Source organism: Paenibacillus sp. FSL R5-192 (assembly GCF_000517845.1).
GTDB classification, from domain to species: Bacteria; Bacillota; Bacilli; order Paenibacillales; family Paenibacillaceae; genus Paenibacillus; species Paenibacillus amylolyticus.
The window spans coordinates 16,850-36,293 of the sequence record NZ_ASPR01000008.1 but is presented as its reverse complement, the minus strand read 5'-3'; the positions used below and the strand labels follow the sequence as shown (position 1 = coordinate 36,293).

The following is a 19,444-nucleotide window of genomic DNA, read 5'->3' as shown; positions in this document are numbered from 1 at the left end:
AGAACAGTCTAAGAAACAAAGCGCATACTGGAATAGAAAGGAATATACGTATGGACTGGATATGGAAATCTGTTTTACTTGTACTTATCGGCATGATTCTGCTGCGAATTGCAGGACGCAAGTCGATCTCACAGATGAGTGTCGCCACAACGGTCATCATGATCTCCATCGGAACAACGATTGTACAACCCATCGCAAATCATGAGCTTGGCAAAGCGATTGGATCAGCATCGGTATTCATTTTGACATTGCTTGTAGTGGAACAACTGCAATTGAAATTTAATATTTTTGAACGGTTAATGAGTGGCAGTTCCAAAATCGTGGTAGAGGACGGAAAGGTCATTATAGCGAATCTGAAACGTATGCGTTATACGATGGATCAGCTTGAGATGCATATGCGACAGCACGGAATTACAAGAGTAGACGATCTGGAGACGGCAACGGTGGAACCCAATGGTCAACTTGGTTATGTCCTGAAACGACATGCTCGTCCTGTGACGATTGGAGATCTGGAAGAGATCTTACGAAGTTATGCGATTACAGGCAGTGGTCCAGCAACGGGAGAACACCCACAACAAGACAACAGCAACAATTCTTCAACGCATAGCGATAACTCCTCAGATATCTTCCAAGAAGTAAGTAAAGGTGCTCATGCTCATCCCGTTGATCCCAAGCTTCAATAGTTGATCCCTACCCCCACCTAAAAAACAAAAGACCGGCCTTGTGAGCACTCAACAACATCGCTCCAACAGGCACGGTCTATTTTCACTTCAATTGATTATTTCGAAAGATTTCTCCACGTCATCCAAACAAAGATATAGCCCCAATCAACGTGTACTCAGGTAAGCAATGCCTAAGCCGCCCGTAACTGGATTTGTATAGATTTCACAATCGACATCAAATACCTCACCAATCATCTCGCGAGTCAGAATATCAGCCGGTTTGCCATGGACCACAATCTGGCCCTTTTTCACCACATAGAGATAATCGCAATATTCTGCGGCGAGTTCGAGATCATGCAGCGCTGCCAATACACCAATGCCGAGTCCACGGACAATATTTAGAATTTGTAGCTGGTATTTGATGTCCAGATGGTTCGTCGGCTCGTCCAAGATCAGGAATTGGGGTTGCTGTGCCAAGACACGCGCCAAGACGACACGCTGTTTCTCCCCACCAGACAGAGACACGTAATTGCGGTCTGCATGTCCAGTCAGATGTACTTTTTCCAAAGCCTGCTCTACGATTTCATGATCCCGTTCATTATCCGTCTCCAGCATTTTTTTGTGTGGGGTACGGCCCATCATGACCATCTCGCGTACTGTAAAATCAAAACTCAATTCATTAAACTGGCCAACAACGCCCATGTGTCTGGAAACAAGCTTTGGACTGGATTTGAGAATATCGGTATTGTCCAGAAAAACCTTACCTTGCTGCGGTTTGATCACTTTATAAATGCTCTTGAGCAGTGTTGACTTGCCACAACCATTGGGTCCGATCAGTCCGACGAACTGTTTACCGTTCACCTGCAATGAAATATCCTTGATGATGTCCGTGTTCAGCACAGAGATGGATACATTTTCTACGTTCAGCTTCATGTTTAATTTCCTCCAAAACCGTAGCCTTTTTTGACCAGCATATACATAAACATTGGTGCGCCAATCATGGCCGTAATAATACCGATTGGCAACTCCACGCTGGATATGAGGGATCGTGCAATAACATCCGTCCAGATGAGGAAAATGGCTCCAAACAGCACGGATACAGGCATCACTTTACGATGGTCGGAACCCACGAGACCTCTGACAATATGCGGAATAATGAGTCCAACAAAACCAATCATGCCACAGCTCGCCACCATAACACCTGTCACCAAAGCGGTTAACAGCATGTACAGTCTGCGATACACACTCAGATTAATGCCCAGCGTAACAGCTGCTTCATCCCCCAATAACATCGTATTAAGAACTCTGGACTGTAAAAGGAAAAATAGAATCGCCACCAGCACGACGATACCCACGAGTGGAAGCTTGTTCCATCCGGAAGCCGCCAGGCTGCCCATGGTCCAGAATGTCACCGTTTTGATGCCTTCAGCATTGTTGGCAAAATAAATAATAAAGTTCGAAAAAGCGCTGCATAACGCGTTAATCACCATTCCGGCAAGCACCAGCTTGACCGACGTCATTTTCCCCCGAATCCCTGCCAAAGTCAGGACCAGTAAGGACGCACCCATCGCACCGGTAAAGGCCCAGAAAGCCACCCCCGTCTGACCAAGCCACCCAATCGCACCGAATCCAATAAGAATTGCAAAGGTTGCTCCAAGTGAAGCGCCTGAAGATATACCCAGTATGTAAGGATCAGCCAGCGGATTCTGCACAGCAGCCTGCATAACAGCACCGCACAAGGCCAAGCCTGCACCGATAAACATCGCCATCAGCACACGCGGGAAACGAATCTGCCAAATGATATCGGTAAAGGAACCTGCCTCAATGGGTGTTGTCCCCCACTGAAATCCCGATAATTTGTATAAAAGAATACGATATGACTCCGCCAGTGGAATTTGTACCTGTCCAATGGAAACTGCAATACCTACGGATATAAGCGTAATCATGATTAAAGCTGCAATCAGTAAAGCAAACCCGGATTTACTATGAATCAGAGACTCTCTTTTCCCCATACGCTGTGTCTGAACCTGAACCGTCTGTGCCATCTCTTCCCCCATCAATTCGCGTAAAATGTAGAACAAATTAAATTTAGCTATTTACAATGTGTTTTCTCGGATTATAATTGAGAATGATTATCTTTGTCAATTTAAAACACATAGAAAAGGGGTTCATCATTTAATGAAATTCACATCCAGAACCATTGGCTTCGCTGCTCTAAGTCTCCTGTTACTGCTGCTTGCAGCCTGTTCGAATGCATCAACTTCTTCCCCTGCCGAAGAAACAACTTCAACAACTAACACGACAGAAACTTCAGCTCCTGCTGAGAATACAAATAAAACGACGTACCCGCTCACCATTGAAAATTTCACGATCTCGGGTGAGGGTGGCGAGTGGAAACCCAAAGTGCAAGTATTCGATAAAGCACCTGAACGTGTTGTTGCGAATACCCAATCTGCGGCTGAGATGCTCATCAAATTAGGTCTGACCGATAAAATGGTCGGTGTCGCTGCTCTATACGGTTCCGTTACACCCGATGTGGCTGATGATTTCGCCCAAATTCCGGTATTGTCCAAGGATTATGTAGGTAAAGAGCTGGTTGTAGGCGCAAGCCCGGATCTGGTACTCGGACGGGGCGACCTTTTCGCTGATGCAGACTGGGGCGTGGGTACCGTCGATGGATTGAATGACATGAATATCCGCACGTTTCTGCAAACGACGAATCACAAAGGCACACTCGAAACCCTCTATAGCGATATTGCACAACTTGGACAAATCTTCGACGTTCAGGATAATGCCGCAACATTCACCGAAAGTCTGAAGACTCGTGTTGAAGCTATTAAGGCAAGTGTAGCCGATCAGCCTGAGCATAGTTTTGCCTATATCGTACCCGCTACGGAAGACACCATTACGGTAAGCAGCATGCAGAACGATACGTATCAGCTTGATGCACTTGGCCTGTTGAAGCTGAAAAATACGTTTGATGGTGTGCAAGGTGAGGTAAGTGTTGAGCAACTGATCACAGCGAACCCGGACTACCTGCTCTTGTCCGCGTATGCCGGTTCACCGGATATCGATAAGCTAATTGAGAACCTGTATGCCAACCCTGCCCTGCAAAGCATGAACGCGATCAAGAACAAACAAATCTATGTGACAGATTTCAGCCAGTTCTGGGGTTATGGATATCAAATTCTGGACGGTATTGAGAAAATGGGACAGGAAATGAAAGCTAATCCGATGAAGTAATGACTTGAGCCAATGAGCAGGAGAAGACATTCTCCCTGCTCTTTTTTCAGTTGACTTTAGAACATACTAAATTAACGGATAAACTCACAAATTAAATTAAAAATCATGTTAAAACCTCCTTCTCACCTTTAATCCTGTATGCAAAAGTTTGATTTTTTCAGATAAGCTTATATGCATAGTTCTGGATAGGATTAAAATATAAGAAATGAGGTTTTATTCATGACCGCTCACACATCCCTCCCAAAGCAAAGGGAGCTACCTTCCATATCTTCAGAACGCCTTCCGTGGGCTGGGCTTCTTGCATTAGCCATGGCGGGATTTATTTGCATCCTCACTGAAAGCTTGCCTGCGGGACTGCTGCCGCAAATTGCAAAAGACTTGGGGATCACAGAAGCCCTCACAGGACAGTTGGTGACTCTTTATGCCATTGGATCACTTGTTGCTGCCATTCCCTTGACTACTGCTACACGCGGATGGAGACGCCGACCTCTTCTGCTGGTATGCATTAGCGGTTTTCTTGTCTTTAACACCGTTACCGCCTTATCTTCGGATTATATCCTGACACTTGCTGCTCGTTTCATGGCTGGAGTCTCTGCGGGTGTGTTATGGGGAATGACAGCAGGTTATGCTCGTCGGATGGTTCCGGATTCGTTAAAAGGTAAAGCCATGGCTGTGGCTATGGTCGGCACTCCGGTAGCATTAGCCCTGGGTGTCCCAATCGGTAGTTTTCTCAGTTCTTATGTCGGCTGGCGCCTCATCTTCGGGATGGTATCTCTTCTAACCGTAGCTTTAATCGTATGGGTTCTCTGGAGAATGCCGGATTTTGCCGGAGAGCCAGCTGGTGAACGTCTTCCGCTGCATAAGGTGTTTTTAATTCCGGGAGTTAGGCCTATTCTGTTTGTTGTTCTGGCTTGGATGCTTGCCCATAACATTCTATATACCTATATTTCTCCCTACCTTGCCCAGACCGTATTTGCTAACAGAGTCGACTTGATTTTGCTCATTTTCGGTTTTACTTCCATTGTTGGAATTTGGTTAACCGGAATGCTCATTGACCGATTTTTGAGGAGATTGGTTATCATTAGCTTGGCATCATTCGCTCTGGCCTCTGTCGTGATGGGAATCGCTACTCATCAACCTGTGATTATTATCCTTGGCGTCATGATCTGGGGATTTACGTTTGGCGGAGCCGCGACACTGTTACAGACTGCCATCGCTCAAGCCGGAGGCAAAAGCACAGATGTCGCCCAATCGATGCTGGTTACAGCATGGAATCTGGCGATTGGCGGAGGAGGTATCATCGGGGGCATCCTTCTTGAAGTATTTGGAGCAGGATACCTTTCTGGGGCGCTGTTTATTTTGCTCATTCCTGCGTTGCTTGTAGCTATGCGTGCTTATAAATATGGATTTCCCAAGTAAGTAAAATAACAGGAAGGTATTTTGCATGAGTTACACGCAGGAGGAAGAGGAGTTCACTTGATGTGGACTCCTCTTCTGTTTTTTCATTTTAAAGACCAGAATCTTATTCTGCCTGTGCCAACAGATTTGGTCCTTCCACGAGATTCTTATGTGCAATTGGAGAAGACATGGTGATTAAAGTCATGTAAGTACCGTACGGATCACACTTGTTCTGAAACTCCTCGAGTCCCTGAATGGTATCTGTGAGGATTTTCAGCAAGTAATTGTACTCTCCGCTTATCCGATAACATTCCACAACTTCAGGTGACGCACGACAGAAATCCAGGAAAGGATAACAATCCCGCGTACGAAAAAGAACATAGGCTGTGCTCTGCTTGCCCAATTTGGATGGGGAGATTACGGTTCGATATTCCTCGATAATTCCCTTTTCTTCCATTCGTTTGACTCGTTCAGTAACGGCGGGCTGAGATAACCCCACCAGTTTGCCGAGTTCGGTCATGGATAATCTCGCCTGATTCTCCAAGTGATACAGAATATGCTGATCTATTTCGTCCATGTGATCCACTCCTTTAAATACATAAGATATATTCAGAAATTACCTTAAGTATATTCGCTAATCCATTATAATGCCTTAAACAAACCATGTAATACAAGATCAATCATTTATATAATAAACACAGTTATCACGAGAAATCAAATACATCAGTTGGTGAGAGGAAGATAAGCATGAGAAAAAAAGACATGACGACATTGCATAATTATGTGGATGAAGCCATTGATCGGGCTCTAAGCGAAAAAAGAATTGTAGGAACAGTTGTACAAGTTGCTTTAAGAGGGGAACTGGTATATAGCCGGGCTGCTGGTTTCGCAGACAGGGAGCAAAAACGCACCATGTCGGAAAACGCTCTGTTTCGACTTGCTTCCGTAACCAAACCTATTGTCTCGACAGCAGCTCTGGCATTAATCTCACAAGGAAAGCTGAGTCTCCATGATCCGGTGACACGCTGGCTTCCTGCATTCCGGCCCAAACTTGCCAATGGTCAGGATGCTTTAATAAAAGTACATCAGTTGATGACGCACACCGCAGGCTTAACATACCGTTTCTTCCAAGAAGATCAGGGAACCTATGAGCTCGCAGGAGTATCGGACGGAATGGATTGGTCTGAAATGAGTCTGGAGGAGAATCTGCAGAGGCTGGCTTCTGCTCCTCTTCTGTATGAGCCAGGCAACATGTGGAGATATTCCATTGCGACAGATGTACTTGGTGCCGTTATCGAAAAGGTAACTGGGATGTCACTACGAGAAGCTGTCCAAACGCTGGTTACTCATCCACTCCACATGACCGACACTGACTTTGTTGCGGTGGATTCGGAACGATTGACAGCCGCATATGCTAATGGTTCTGAAGAACCGCGTCTCCTTCATCAGGAGTTGGAGCTGATTCCTTTTATTGAGGGTACTGCTGGCTTCCGACTGTCACCCAATCGTGTGAATCATACTTCTGCTTACTTGTCGGGCGGAGCGGGTATGGTTGGAAGTACCGGAGATTTTCTTACTTTACTTGAAGCATTGCGACTAGGAGGACAGCCTCTCCTTACAGAAGCCGTTGCGGCTGAGATGTCTACCAATCAAATCGGTGATCTCGTGATGCCATACTGGCCAGGCAGAGGGTTTGGCCTTGGTTTTACCGTACTTAAAGATCCTGTCGCAGCCGGTACACCGGAATCCCCGGGTACGTGGCGGATGGGTGGAACTTACGGTCATTCCTGGTTTGTTGATCCAAAAGAAGAACTTAGTGTTGCAGCATTCACCAACACGGCACTTGAAGGGATGTCGGGCCAGTATACCATCGATATCTGTGATGCCATCTACGCAGGCATTTGTGAAGGCAAAGAGGCTGCAAGAATATAAATACGAATAACCGCCCAATATCATTGGGCGGCTTTATTTGGCAACGATGGTAAGACTACTGTCTGTTATTACTCAAATTTTTCTTTTTAAAAAGGTAGATCCCCGCAACAAGAATAAACCACACTGGCGTGACAAACAGTGCCACACGCGTATCTTCGGCCAATGCCAATACCACCAGCACAAATGCCAGAAACGCCAGGATAAAGTAGTTCGAAAACGGATATAGTGGCAGTTTGAAGCGACTGCGACTCGCCAGTTCCGGCTGAGTACGACGATATCTGAGATGACAGATTACCATGATGCCCCAGACGAAGATGAAGCACACAGTCGACACACTCGTGATCAGCGTAAATACACCCTCTGGCATGATATAGTTCAGCACAATCGCGATCAGAATAACGATCGTGGAGAAAAACAGCGCATTGGAAGGGACTTTCCTCTTGTTCAGTCTTGCAAATGATTCAGGTGCGTTGTGATCCTTTGCCATGGAGAACACCATACGGCTTGTACTGAAAATGGCACTGTTACACGCTGACGCTGCGGAAGTCAGTACCACGAAATTCACAATGCCGGCGGCAGCTGCAATACCCACAGCGGCAAACACTTGTACAAACGGACTTTCAGTAGGCACAATGGCGTTCCACGGGTAGATGCTCATAATAATCAGCAGTGCGCCAACATAGAAGAGCAGTACCCGGATCGGAATCTGGTTAATCGCTCTAGGAATAACCTTCTCCGGATTCTCCGTTTCCCCCGCTGTGAGTCCCACCAGTTCCATGCCTACAAAGGCGAATACCACCATCTGGAACGATATGATGAACCCATGCAGTCCATTCGGAAACCATCCCCCATGACTCCACAGATTGGTGAAGCTCGCTGGACCCTGATCCGTTGTAAAACCTTTGAAAATCATATATAAACCAACAACAATGAGTGCCAGAATAGCCACGACTTTAATCAGGGCAAACCAGAATTCCATCTCACCAAACAACTTGACCGTTGCCAAGTTCATAATTAGCAAAATGACCAGCGCAATTAACCCTGGCATCCACTGAGGTACATTCGGAAACCAAAACTGCGTATATAAACCAACGGCCGTAATATCAGCCATGGCAATGGAGATCCAGCAGAACCAATAGGTCCAGCCTGTAATAAATGCCGCCATATTTCCCAGGTAATCACGCACAAAATCGACAAAGGAATGATACTGCAAGTTGCTTAACAGCAGCTCCCCCAATGCACGCATGATCAGGAACAACACAACACCCGTAATAATGTAGGCCAGCAAGATGGATGGCCCTGTTAGCTGGATCGTTTTGCCTGCTCCAAGAAACAGACCTGTACCGATCGCACCTCCAATCGCCATCAACTGCACGTGTCGGTTCTTTAATCCCCTTGTTAACGTTTCTTGCTGCATGATCAACCACCACTCTCTTTCTGTACATGCTCTCTACGATGCAAAATATTATTACTCATCATATAATAATCTGCCCAGAATACATATCCCTCTTTTATATATTTTTTTGCAAAAGCAAAGAGGCCACCTTTGTAAAAGGTGACCACTTCATATGCTCCTATTTCATGCCCTTGGCTTTTATTAATCTTAAGTTGCATCCGATCCATACTATCATCAGCCTATGTACATTCCTTTGTTGTTATTCTCATGCCATGTCATGCTGATTATACATATCTATAGAAGTATATTAAAATATAAGCCAAGCATAGAGCGGCAACAACTAAAAAGGTAATTGCTAATGAACGTTCGTTTTTCCAAATTCGAATAGCATTAGCAACATTAATTATGAATAATGCAAGCAAGTTAATGGTACCCGAGTTTGATTGAAACGAGTTGAACACGATCATCATAAATCCTACAATCCAGATTAACAAAAACCACAGTGGAGTTTTCTGAAAAAGCTGCTTCATTATGATTTACTCCTTATATATTAAATTGGTCTGTGTACAAGATATTCTTCAACGGGAATGGAAATTCCTTTATTTAGGTCATAACCCCAAATAATTAATACTATTTAGATCCAGTTTTAAGTATCTTCACAGTAAAAAGGGCTCCTGATAAAGGCGCCCTCTGGTCTGTTAATCTATTCCTTTTTCTTTTCCAATCTGTTTTGAGGATATCAATTAGTGTAATTTCATTGCCCTCTTTGTCCGTGCCATTTTCAGAGAGCGCAGTGTATCAAATTTTCGATCTTAATGCATCTCCCTACAAATGCGGAAGGTTCAGAAAGCACCATCTTTTTAACGAAAAGCGCTATCTATCCAACAACTACTTTTGCTTATAAAACTCGTGGTACAGCTTCATTAACGCCCGCTTCTCAATCCGTGATACATAAGAACGTGAGATGCCCAGTTCCTTCGCAATTTCGCGTTGAGTTCGTTCCTCCCCGCCTGCTTCCAGGCCAAATCGACCGATTACAACTTCCTTCTCCCGGTCATCCAGGATATCTAGATTGCGATAAATTTTGCTTTTTTCAATCTTGAGCTGTACCCGATCTACAACATCATCAGCTTCTGTGCCAAGGATGTCGATTAATGTAATTTCATTGCCTTCTTTGTCCGTACCGATAGGGTCGTGCAGGGATACGTCTTTGCGTGTTTTCTTCAGGGAACGCAGATGCATAAGTATCTCGTTTTCAATACATCTCGCCGCAAATGTGGCAAGCTTCGTGCCTTTGCCTTGTTGAAAACTTTCGATCGCTTTGATCAAACCAATGGTTCCGATGGAAATCAGGTCTTCCTGATCTTCACCCGTATTGTCGAACTTCTTGACGATATGCGCGACGAGGCGCAGATTGTGTTCAATGAGCAGATTGCGAGAGTGAGCATTGCCTTCAGCCATAAGGCGCAAATGTTTGGCTTCATCACCCTCAGCCAGTGGCTGGGGGAACGCATTATTTTTGACATACGAGACGAGTAACGTTAACTCTTTAATGAATAGAGCAATTGCGGTAAACAATCCGGGCACGGATGACACCTCCTGCAGTTTTACAACGATCTGGCCTGAGCACATGTGGGAACAGGGTCGATCTATTGTATGTAGGCAGAGGCCCAGAAGTGCACGTACACTTGAAAAAGGGGATGATCTTGCGAAGATTTCACAGACTCACAGAAACAATGGAGCCCACCCGCTGAAGCAGGAGAAATTCTTTTTCCACACTTTCGATAAAATACTTCTTTTCACCAAATAGGACAACATCATTCTGGGCTAATGAAACATCGCTTTTAAAATAGATCACATTGTCCGTTTCCCGAAACGCACCTTTGTAATAGAACATCCTATTTCTCTCCTTCATGTATCTACCTATGTAATTAACTACCCGCTCCATGTGGATCTGCTTCCTTCATGCTAACATATTCTCTCTCATTCATCATGTCATATTCGCACACTAACCAACATAAAGCCCCAGCCCTGTGCAGAACAGAACTGAGGCTACATATCGATATGAATTCCTGTTTCTCCTGTCGATTGCTTCAAGAAGCTAATTCAAATTAAATTATTTGAAGATTCGTTGTGAGAACTGATACAGGCCGCTGTTCCAGACAGATGGTTCGTGTCCACCTACATCCAGATAAAAGGTATGCGGAATATTCATGCTGCTCAAGCCGTTTTTGAAGTTCTGGCTGACCCATAACAGACCGTCACTTGATCCACAGGAGATCCACAACAATTTGAGTTGGCTGGCTACTTGTCCCGGGTTGGAAACCAGCTGTGATACAGATTGCGTATTCGGTGCAGCCGAGAAGGCCCCTACCCAAGCGAAGGTATTCAGATTTTTCAATCCGAAGTTAAGCGACTGCCCACCACCCATGGACAGACCGGCCAACGCACGGCTATTCTTGTCTTTGTATACCGGATAATTGGCCTCGATATGAGGAATCAGATCCTTGAGCAGGTCTTGCTCAAACCGTTCAAACGCAGCCACTTTGTCCGGAGCAAAAATGTCACCGACTGGACGGTCGTCCTTCATGGCACGGCCATTCGGCATGACAACGATCATCTGGGACAGCTTGCCTTCCGAATACAGGTTGTCCAAAATGTTCTTGGGTTTCATTGCATTGACCCACTCATGCTCATCCCCGCCGATGCCGTGCAGGAGATACAAGACGTTATACTTTTTATTCGGAGAATATCCTGGCGGTGTATACACGGTCGCTTTCCGTGTATTGCCCACCGTTGTGGAGTAATAGGATATCAGATTGGTATTTCCGTGCGGAATATTGTTTCGATAGCCATCAAAACCCGGTGGTGCCGGCACCACCGGAGTATTAGCAAGCGCATTGTTTGCGTCATTGCCGGATACATTCATAGATTCATACGCTGTGTTCTGAGCCCCAACCTCGCTGGAATCCGTAGCAAAAGCCATTGTTGGGGCAATCATGGCAACGATCATCGAAAGACTTAAAAGGATTGTAATACGTTTTTTCATCTCAATTTCTCCTCTCAATTTTGTCAAACTTAAGTATGCGTTTCTCGAAGTTTCACTGGATTACGCTTGATGCTGAAGTTCAACTTTTTTCTAACGCGGTGAAGCAAGCTTCCTCTTAACCCAAAATTGAAAGCCCTTACAAGAAACAGGTTAGATCACCTCCCTTCCCTTCAGAAAAACACTGAAACATGTAGATTCCACTCTGTTTTCCTGACATAGAATTACTTATATAGTATATTTAAACTTATTTATCCATTTTTTGCAACAATATTTTCATTTCTAGCGATTCAATTCAATGATCTTATAGCATCAGAGTTTTTCTTCTTTCTTCTTTATTCTCGAATCATAATTAAAATTGTAAAATACTGTTGTTAAATTGAATATTTTACCTTATTATAGCTTCCATAGGGGGGTGTCTATGAACAATTTCAATAGATTCATAATATTTTTCTTCTGAGATATGCTTACGAAAAAGTTTCAACGTTTCGGCCGCCAATATCTTTTGCAACTACTTTATTTTCTGGGAGGAAAATGATGATGTTCAATGTACGCTTGTCGATCAAAAAAGCATGGGCTTCATTCCTGGTTATTACATTATTGCTGCCTTTACTTGTAGGATTATGGCCATCCAATGTCTATGCTGCATCTAACAATGAAGGAAAAATATCTATAACCGCAGATGATGAGTTCACACTTTTTATAAACGGCAGACAGACGGGAAAAGGCACCGACTGGGCCAAAGCCTATACGTTCCCTGTGCCCATTCAATCTGGCATCAATGTGATTGCAGTTCAAGCGAAGGATATAGGCCTCTATGCGGGACTGCTGGCAGACCTTAGCTACGGAGATGAGAATCTGGTTACGGATTTCAACTGGAAAGTATCTGAACGATATATCGAAGGTTGGGAGCAACCCAAATTCGATGATTCGTCATGGTCACGTGCTACTGACTTCGGACGGTATGGCAGTGATCCTTGGAAACAGATTAGTGGCATGCCTGAGGAGACCAGTGCACGCTGGATCTGGGCAGGCAAGACCAATGTTAATGCTCCAGTTTCAGAAGCATATTTTCGAATCTCATTTAACGTCTCCGAAGATGGACTGGCTATTAGCAACCCCATTTCTTCTTCAGGTCAATTCGAGCAAGTCGATTATCAGTTAAAACCAACCCAACCCATGCCTGCTTCCATGGTGAAGAGACTTCCCGTGGTAAATGCCGTCTTTGAAACGGTGGAAGAGAAAGGTTCTATAGAACTTAGCACCCAAGAGGCTGCCCAGATCGGTAATAACCTAGCTCCTGGTCAGATCTTTCTCGATCAGTCCTCTGCCCGGGCTATCAAAGTTACAAGCGTCAATAGAAGCTCTGGTGGTATGCGGGTAGATTACAACACTCCGGGTGTGGAGGAATTGTTCGATTACTATGATATTCCCGAGCAGGAGGTCTCGTTCGAAGAGCGCAATATCGTCATGCCTGATCCTGAGATGGTATTGGATAGCAAGGAATGGCTTGTTCAGGAAACCCCTTCCTTGTTAGAGACCGATATAGCTGATGATGCTGAAATGCGACAGTTCAACATCGACAACACGATTCAAAATGATTTAGATGCAAATACGGACATGGTTGCGGATGCAGAAACAATGGATATCGCTTCCACGGATATCGCACCCATGGATCTGAATGATGTGAATTCCATGGACATGAATGATACAAATGATATGGATCTGAATGAAATAAACTCCACGGAATTAACTGATATTAATTCAACGGATCTGAATGATGTGATTCGTGCTGCTGGAGCAGGTGATTTTGCCAATTGCAAAAAATCCGGCAATGAGTTTGTCTGTGATTTCAAGAAGGTACTTGTAAATCAACAAAATGCAAACGGTAACAAAGTGTTCGTTGAAGCAGGTGGCAAGCTCACCTTGATTGCACCCAAAGTTACGGGGAAATACGGATTTTGGGGAAAATATGATCTGAAATTTACTGCTGGTGAGAAAGCCAACATCTATATCAAAGGTGATGCCAAGTTCAAAAAAGAGGTCAAAGTTCCAATCATGGGCTTCAACATTGGTGCTGGCAATCTCGGAGCCGTATCTGTCGGCGTTTTTCTGGTCATTGGTATTGACGGCAATGTCACCTTTGAATTTCAGGTCGATCAGGGATACACGGTTACTGCGGGAGTCAAAGGGAAAACACGTGTCTTTATTCCCGTGAAGATCCAGCCTTACAGCAGTGTGAACAGATATCTTACGGTAACCCATAAAATTGAAGGACAGATCACTGCTTGGGCAGGAGCCAAAGCGGAAGTCGGTCTGAAAATTGCCGGCAAAAAAATACTTGAGGTAAGTGTTTTTGCCGGCATTGAAGGCACAGGGAAATGGACAAGCAGCAATAATGTGCCCAGTACCATGTCTCTAAAGATTGATGCTCTCGTCAAAGGAGAAGGAGCTGTATTTAATAAGTCCTTCAAACTCTTCGAGTTGCGCTGGAATTTGGTGAATCTGGTGAAAACCCCTACCAATCCGGGAACCGGACAGAACCTGGCACGAAATGCTGCCATAACGGTAACTTCCACCTATCCCGGGTATTCAGCAGCCCGAATCAATGACGGGGATCGTAACACGGCCTTGGGGGAAAGTTATAGCTGGGCCAATAACCGTAATTCCTCACTTCCCCAATATGTCGTCATTGATTTGCCGGCATCGAGTTCAATCCAGCGAATTGATCTGTATACCACCCAGGGATACCCGCTTGCCAATTATGATCTGCAATACTGGAATGGCTCAAATTGGGTGAATCTTGTACAGATTACAGGCAATCAAGAGTTAACGCGTTCACACACATTTTCAGCAGTCAGTACCTCCAAGATCCGTGTCGTAGCGAGTAAAGGTCCTTCCCATCAGCCAACCTATGTGCGAATCAATGAGCTTGAAATCTATTAAAACAACATACCCAAAAAGCCTCAGCCCCTGGTTACACAGGATGGCTGAGGCTTTCTTGACATCTGTTTAGTGTACGGATACTGGATTAACTACCTCTGCACCCTCGGGTGAAGTCAGTCTGTCCTTCATCAACAGACTGATGAACAATCCCAGCAAACCCAGTGCAGCAATTACTGCGGCATACAAAGGCACTGAGATAAGTCCTGTATGCGTAATTGCATACCCACCCATATAGGCACCAGCGGCATTTCCCAGGTTAAATGCCGAATGACTTGAGGTTGTCGCCAGCAGCGGCGCTTCGCGGGTCATATTCATAATCCGAATCTGAAGTCCCGGCATAATACCAAACGCGGCTACACCCCAGAAGAATATGGTGATTACCGCGAGATAAGGATTCTCTAGTGTAATCGTAAGTGCAGCTAACAGAACAGCTAAGATCCCAAAGTTGACGATTAACGAAGGCATCAGCTTCCAGTCTGCCAGACGGCCGCCAACCAAATTGCCCAAGGTTACACCGAAGCCAAACAACACCAGAATCCAGGTCACACTTTGCTCCGCAAAGCCGCTAATATCCACAAGCATCGGCGTAATATAGGTGAAGACTGTAAACAAACTTCCGCACCCCAACGCCCCAATAAGCAGAACCAGCAACACTTGTGGACGAACCAGATTCCGAAATTGCTGTCCGAGGTTCGCTGGTGCTCCTTGCGGGAGGATGGGAATGAAACGAATGATACCAATCAAAGAAACGATGCCCAAGATCGTAATCGCCCCGAAAGATGACCGCCATCCGAGCTGTTGCCCGATAAATGTACCAAACGGAACGCCAATGATGTTGGCAATCGTTAGCCCCGCGAGAACAACCGATACCGCTCCTGCCCTTCTCTCTGGCGCAACAAGCCGCGTTGCCATGATTGAACCTACACCAAGGAACGTACCATGAGCAAATGCCGTTAATATCCGTGCTGAGATTAACAACCCATAGGTGGGAGCAATAACGGACAATGCGTTCCCGATAATGAAAATGCACATCAGCAGTACCAGCAGTTTTTTCTGCGGAATCTTGTGTGTAAATACGGTCAATATCGGCGCACCTACCGCTACACCAAGCGCATATCCCGTAATGAGTTGTCCAGCCTGCGGAATACTTACATTCAGGTCTGTTGCCACATTGGGCAGCAGGCCCATAATAATAAATTCAGTCATACCAATCGCAAAAGCCCCTATCGTCAGGCATAACAGGGATAATGGAAACGCCCCTCGTTTACCTGACTGCGAAGCCTGTGGTTCTGTTGTGTGTCCTGTGGTGCTCATAGATGTTCTCTTCTCCTGTCTCTAATCAACGATTTTCTGTCGCCTTCAACCACAAGGCATCTGTTAGTTGTTCGAACGTTTCACGCATAGCCAGCTTGTCCCGCCAGTGTGCCGGAATACCACTCAGTCCATAATAAGCACCTGCGATCTGCCCATACACCGCACCTGTAGTGTCCGCATCATCACCCAGATTAACAGCTAACAACGCGCCTTCTTCAAAGCTTGACGACTTATGGAACGCCCATAGTGCTGCTTCAAGTGAACGAACCACATAGCCGCTGCCCTTAATTTCCGGCGGTTCTTTGCTCTGATAGGAACCCATAACAACCTCTTCAATAGCGGGCGAAAAAGTAGGTTCTTCCCTCCACTGTCTGCATGTCTCCGGCATCAACATGACGCTCTTGTTCGCTCCGCGCAGACCGGCAACAATTATGGCGGCCAGCACTTCACATGCTTCCACACTTTCCGTTGCAGCATGTGTTGTCCGGGAGCTCAGCCCGGCATAACGAACCGCCTCGTTTAGTTGATTAGCATAAGCCATCGCGACAGGTGCAAGCCTCATGATAGAGCCATTGCCCGCCGTCATCGGGTCAGTTGATCCGCTGTAGGCTTCTCCAGTTATCTCAAACCTCTCCAAGGCACTTCGCGTGGCCCCGCCGATATCAAAGCAATCGCCTGTGCTGCTCATATACCCGACCTTGTACCAATTGGTGTATCTGCGCATCTGATCCGCAGGATCAAAGTCTGCCTTACGTACCAGACTTTCTGCCAGGCACAGAGCCATGGATGTATCATCTGTCCACTGCCCTGCCTCCAGCCCGAATACACCTCCACCCACGATATCCGTTACGGGTTCAAATGTGCCCGGGCTACTGAATTCCACGGTAGTTCCCAACGCATCACCCGCTGCAAGCCCGATGAAGCAGCCATTGAAACGGTCCTTTTGCAACATGCTTGTCTTCCTCCCTTACTCCATATACTTTCACAATCTTTCTTCCATTCTCCCACAGGGCCTGATCTGGCGTAAAGCTAATAAAATCCAATAAATTAAGCTCCATTTCTTCTATTATAAAAGTGTCGAAAGCTGTAGAACGGCCAGAATAGCAAATTTTCATAAAAAAAGTTTTATTTTTTTGAGCTGTAAAAACAGTTTATTCAGTACACCGCTTACATGCAAAAGGGTTAACGGTTTGCAACGCTCATCATTTTCTGAAAACAAATCATACATGTGAAAATTTTCAATGTAAACAATCATGACGCGCTTGACCCTTCGGTTTGTCCTATGTTACGGTTTTATTAGCTTCAAACGCATATTTTTTCCCAAATTAATATTCATTTTCGGGTTATTGCGTCAACTAATATCCCGCAGGTTAATGAATACAGGGAATGAATTTGCAGAAAATTTTCATTTTTTTTATTTTATCCCCAAACTAATTCTGAAACAGGAGGAACAAATTTATGATTAAGGCACTGGTGTTTGATTTCGACGGAACGATTATTGATACAGAGACAGCATGGTATATTGCTTTTCGTGATGCTTACAAGGAACACGGCGTAGATTTAACCCTGGAGATGTATTCACAATGCATCGGTACCAGTCTGAAAACATTTAATCCGTATGAGTACCTCATCACAGATTTGAATCTTCCGATCGATCGGGAAGCGTTCAGGGAATCCGTTCAGTTGCAGCACGCTGCGTTGATGAACAAAGAAAAGGTGCGTCCTGGTATTCAGGAATATCTTGAACAAGCACGTGAAGCCGGACTGAAACTGGCTGTAGCATCCAGCTCCAAACGGGAGTGGGTTGAACAACATCTGGAACAACTGAAACTGAAAGATTATTTTGAAGTCATTCGTACGGCAGATGATGTTGCAAATGTGAAGCCTGACCCGGAACTCTATATTCAAGCGCTTGAAGCCCTTGGAGTAACTGCAGACGAAGCCGTAGCGATTGAGGATTCACCTAACGGCGCGCGTGCAGCTGCTGCGGCTGGTATGCACTGCGTAGTCATCTCGAATACCATCACAGGAACACTGGAATTCGATATGCCTCACCAACGGCTGTCTTGCTTGACTGACCTTACATTTAACGATTTGATTTCGAAGCCACTCGTCACTACCGTCTAAGGTCTGCACGAATTTCGCGATTTAATCCTTAAAGGGGGAGTTCACACATGAAAGCTGTACATTTTGGTGCGGGCAATATAGGCCGCGGTTTTATCGGTCATATGTTGTCCGCTTCCGACTACGAAGTCTGCTTTGTCGCACGTAACCCGAAGAAAATCTCCATGCTTCAAGAGAGACAGGAATATCCGATTACACTTGCCAATAGAGATCAGGACACTACGATTGTCAACAACGTGACGGCTATCAATGTGAATGAGCAGAATCTCGTTGCTGAAGAGATCGCTTCAGCCGATGTGATCACAACCGCGGTGGGTGTATCTGCACTCGGAGATATCGCCGAATCGATCGCCAAAGGCATTCAACTTCGCATGAAAAACAATAATCAGGCTCCACTGCATATTATCGCTTGCGAAAATGCCATCGGTGGTAGCACCAGGCTGAAGAAACGCATCTATCCATTTCTGGATGAACAAACTCGCAAAAAAGCCGAACGTTATGTTTCTTTCCCCAATGCAGCTGTGGATCGGATTGTTCCGGCTCAAAACCACGAAGACCCGCTGCAGGTCACTGTTGAACCTTTTTACGAATGGGTCGTTCATCGTCCAGCACTTCTGGATGGTTTTAAGAAAATAGATGGCGTCCACTATGTGGATTCGCTTGAACCTTATATTGAGCGTAAAATGTTTACGGTAAATACAGGTCACTGTGTCGCCGCATACTTCGGCTATCTCGAAGGATTCAAGACAATCCGCCAGGTGATGAGTAATTCTACCCTGCGGGCCAAGGTACGCCATGTTATGGAAGAGACGGGTCAGATGCTCATCCAGAAGCATGGATTCAACGCACAGAAGCATAACAAATATATCGACACCATACTGGAACGCTTCGCCAATCCCAACCTGACAGATCAGGTCACCCGGGTTGGACGTTCCCCCCTTCGCAAGCTCTCGCCTCATGATCGGCTTGTTCGCCCAGCGCTGCAGGCCAGTGAATTCGGAATTGAAATTCCTCATTTAACTTCTGCTATGGCGGCCGCAATGCTGTTTAATGACAAACGCGACGAGGAAGCCATGAAGCTACAACACATGATTCGCGAAGATGGCGTCTCCGCCTTCATCCGTGAACGCATGGGAATTCCCGACGAACATCCCGTTCATCAGAATGTAATCGCCCGTTATCAAGAACTCAGAGGGCGCAAGGAATCGACTATACTAACCTGAGTAACGGATCAGGGCATGGGTTCGATCCTGCAAACTGAATAGAAGCACGGCCAAGAAGCCGGGAGGAACCTATGCAGCAGCATCGCTCCTTCCGGCTATTTGTCTATGCACGGCACGGTACATCCTATCTATATTGTAGTAACGTTAATAAAACAGCGCA

At 45.5% G+C, this 19,444-nt stretch carries 17 protein-coding genes; 7 read left to right on the top strand and 10 right to left on the bottom strand.

The genetic code is table 11. The features are described 5' to 3' along the window. Positions 1–50 precede the first annotated feature (50 nt). A complete protein-coding gene (locus C161_RS04830) occupies positions 51–683 on the top strand; it encodes a DUF421 domain-containing protein (protein WP_051449587.1) in 633 nt (210 codons plus the stop codon). A 144-nt stretch (positions 684–827) separates the two neighbouring features. On the opposite strand, the gene C161_RS04825 is transcribed toward C161_RS04830, so the two are convergent. Next, complete coding sequence (locus tag C161_RS04825; RefSeq protein WP_036668511.1) at positions 828–1,595, bottom strand: ABC transporter ATP-binding protein; 768 nt, start codon at positions 1,593–1,595, stop codon at positions 828–830. A gap of 2 nt (positions 1,596–1,597) precedes the next feature. After that, the gene (locus C161_RS04820; RefSeq protein ID WP_200869400.1) at positions 1,598–2,674 is read right to left on the bottom strand and encodes a FecCD family ABC transporter permease; all 1,077 of its coding nucleotides are present in this window, start codon (positions 2,672–2,674) and stop codon (positions 1,598–1,600) included. A 166-nt stretch (positions 2,675–2,840) separates the two neighbouring features. Here C161_RS04820 and C161_RS04815 point away from each other — a divergent pair, with 166 nt between their 5' ends. Both C161_RS04815 and C161_RS04810 read left to right on the top strand, forming a co-directional pair. Further along, a complete protein-coding gene (locus C161_RS04815; protein WP_036668509.1) occupies positions 2,841–3,905 on the top strand; it encodes an ABC transporter substrate-binding protein in 1,065 nt (354 codons plus the stop codon). A 219-nt stretch (positions 3,906–4,124) separates the two neighbouring features. After that, the gene (locus C161_RS04810; protein ID WP_051449586.1) at positions 4,125–5,324 is read left to right on the top strand and encodes an MFS transporter; all 1,200 of its coding nucleotides are present in this window, start codon (positions 4,125–4,127) and stop codon (positions 5,322–5,324) included. Positions 5,325–5,427: 103 nt separating this feature from the next. Here the strand turns inward: C161_RS04810 and C161_RS04805 are convergent, their stop codons facing one another. Then, positions 5,428–5,880 carry an Lrp/AsnC family transcriptional regulator gene (locus tag C161_RS04805; protein ID WP_017687134.1) on the bottom strand — a complete coding sequence of 151 codons (453 nt, stop codon included), beginning with the start codon at positions 5,878–5,880 and terminating at the stop codon, positions 5,428–5,430. Between the two features lie 170 nt (positions 5,881–6,050). Here C161_RS04805 and C161_RS04800 point away from each other — a divergent pair, with 170 nt between their 5' ends. Further along, positions 6,051–7,235: a serine hydrolase domain-containing protein gene (locus C161_RS04800; RefSeq protein WP_051449585.1), complete on the top strand. Its 1,185-nt coding sequence runs from the start codon at positions 6,051–6,053 to the stop codon at positions 7,233–7,235. A gap of 55 nt (positions 7,236–7,290) precedes the next feature. On the opposite strand, the gene C161_RS04795 is transcribed toward C161_RS04800, so the two are convergent. From C161_RS04795 to C161_RS04770, 5 genes are all read right to left on the bottom strand, one after another. Continuing rightward, entirely contained in the window at positions 7,291–8,652 is a 1,362-nt protein-coding gene (locus C161_RS04795) for an amino acid permease (protein WP_036668508.1), read from the bottom strand. A 2-nt stretch (positions 8,653–8,654) separates the two neighbouring features. After that, positions 8,655–8,849 carry a hypothetical protein gene (locus tag C161_RS04790; protein ID WP_076318823.1) on the bottom strand — a complete coding sequence of 65 codons (195 nt, stop codon included), beginning with the start codon at positions 8,847–8,849 and terminating at the stop codon, positions 8,655–8,657. A 670-nt stretch (positions 8,850–9,519) separates the two neighbouring features. Continuing rightward, positions 9,520–10,218, bottom strand: coding sequence for an RNA polymerase sporulation sigma factor SigK (gene sigK / locus C161_RS04780; protein ID WP_017687130.1), 699 nt, complete (start codon positions 10,216–10,218; stop codon positions 9,520–9,522). A gap of 130 nt (positions 10,219–10,348) precedes the next feature. After that, positions 10,349–10,528 carry a hypothetical protein gene (locus C161_RS04775; RefSeq protein ID WP_036615241.1) on the bottom strand — a complete coding sequence of 60 codons (180 nt, stop codon included), beginning with the start codon at positions 10,526–10,528 and terminating at the stop codon, positions 10,349–10,351. Between the two features lie 219 nt (positions 10,529–10,747). Continuing rightward, positions 10,748–11,560, bottom strand: coding sequence for an alpha/beta hydrolase (locus C161_RS04770; RefSeq protein ID WP_370511457.1), 813 nt, complete (start codon positions 11,558–11,560; stop codon positions 10,748–10,750). 651 nt (positions 11,561–12,211) lie between these two features. Here C161_RS04770 and C161_RS04765 point away from each other — a divergent pair. Then, complete coding sequence (locus C161_RS04765; RefSeq protein WP_156946079.1) at positions 12,212–14,623, top strand: galactose-binding domain-containing protein; 2,412 nt, start codon at positions 12,212–12,214, stop codon at positions 14,621–14,623. Between the two features lie 66 nt (positions 14,624–14,689). Here C161_RS04765 and C161_RS04760 read toward each other — a convergent pair whose 3' ends face one another. Continuing rightward, entirely contained in the window at positions 14,690–15,937 is a 1,248-nt protein-coding gene (locus C161_RS04760; protein ID WP_036668504.1) for an MFS transporter, read from the bottom strand. 25 nt (positions 15,938–15,962) lie between these two features. Further along, positions 15,963–16,889, bottom strand: coding sequence for an ADP-ribosylglycohydrolase family protein (locus C161_RS04755; RefSeq protein WP_036668503.1), 927 nt, complete (start codon positions 16,887–16,889; stop codon positions 15,963–15,965). Between the two features lie 506 nt (positions 16,890–17,395). On the opposite strand from C161_RS04755, the gene C161_RS04750 reads away from it, so the two are divergent. Beyond that, on the top strand, positions 17,396–18,064 hold the full coding sequence (locus C161_RS04750) for an HAD family hydrolase (protein WP_036668502.1): 669 nt from the start codon (positions 17,396–17,398) through the stop codon (positions 18,062–18,064). 47 nt (positions 18,065–18,111) lie between these two features. Continuing rightward, positions 18,112–19,284, top strand: coding sequence for a mannitol-1-phosphate 5-dehydrogenase (locus tag C161_RS04745; RefSeq protein ID WP_036668501.1), 1,173 nt, complete (start codon positions 18,112–18,114; stop codon positions 19,282–19,284). The last annotated feature ends 160 nt before the right edge of the window (positions 19,285–19,444 follow it).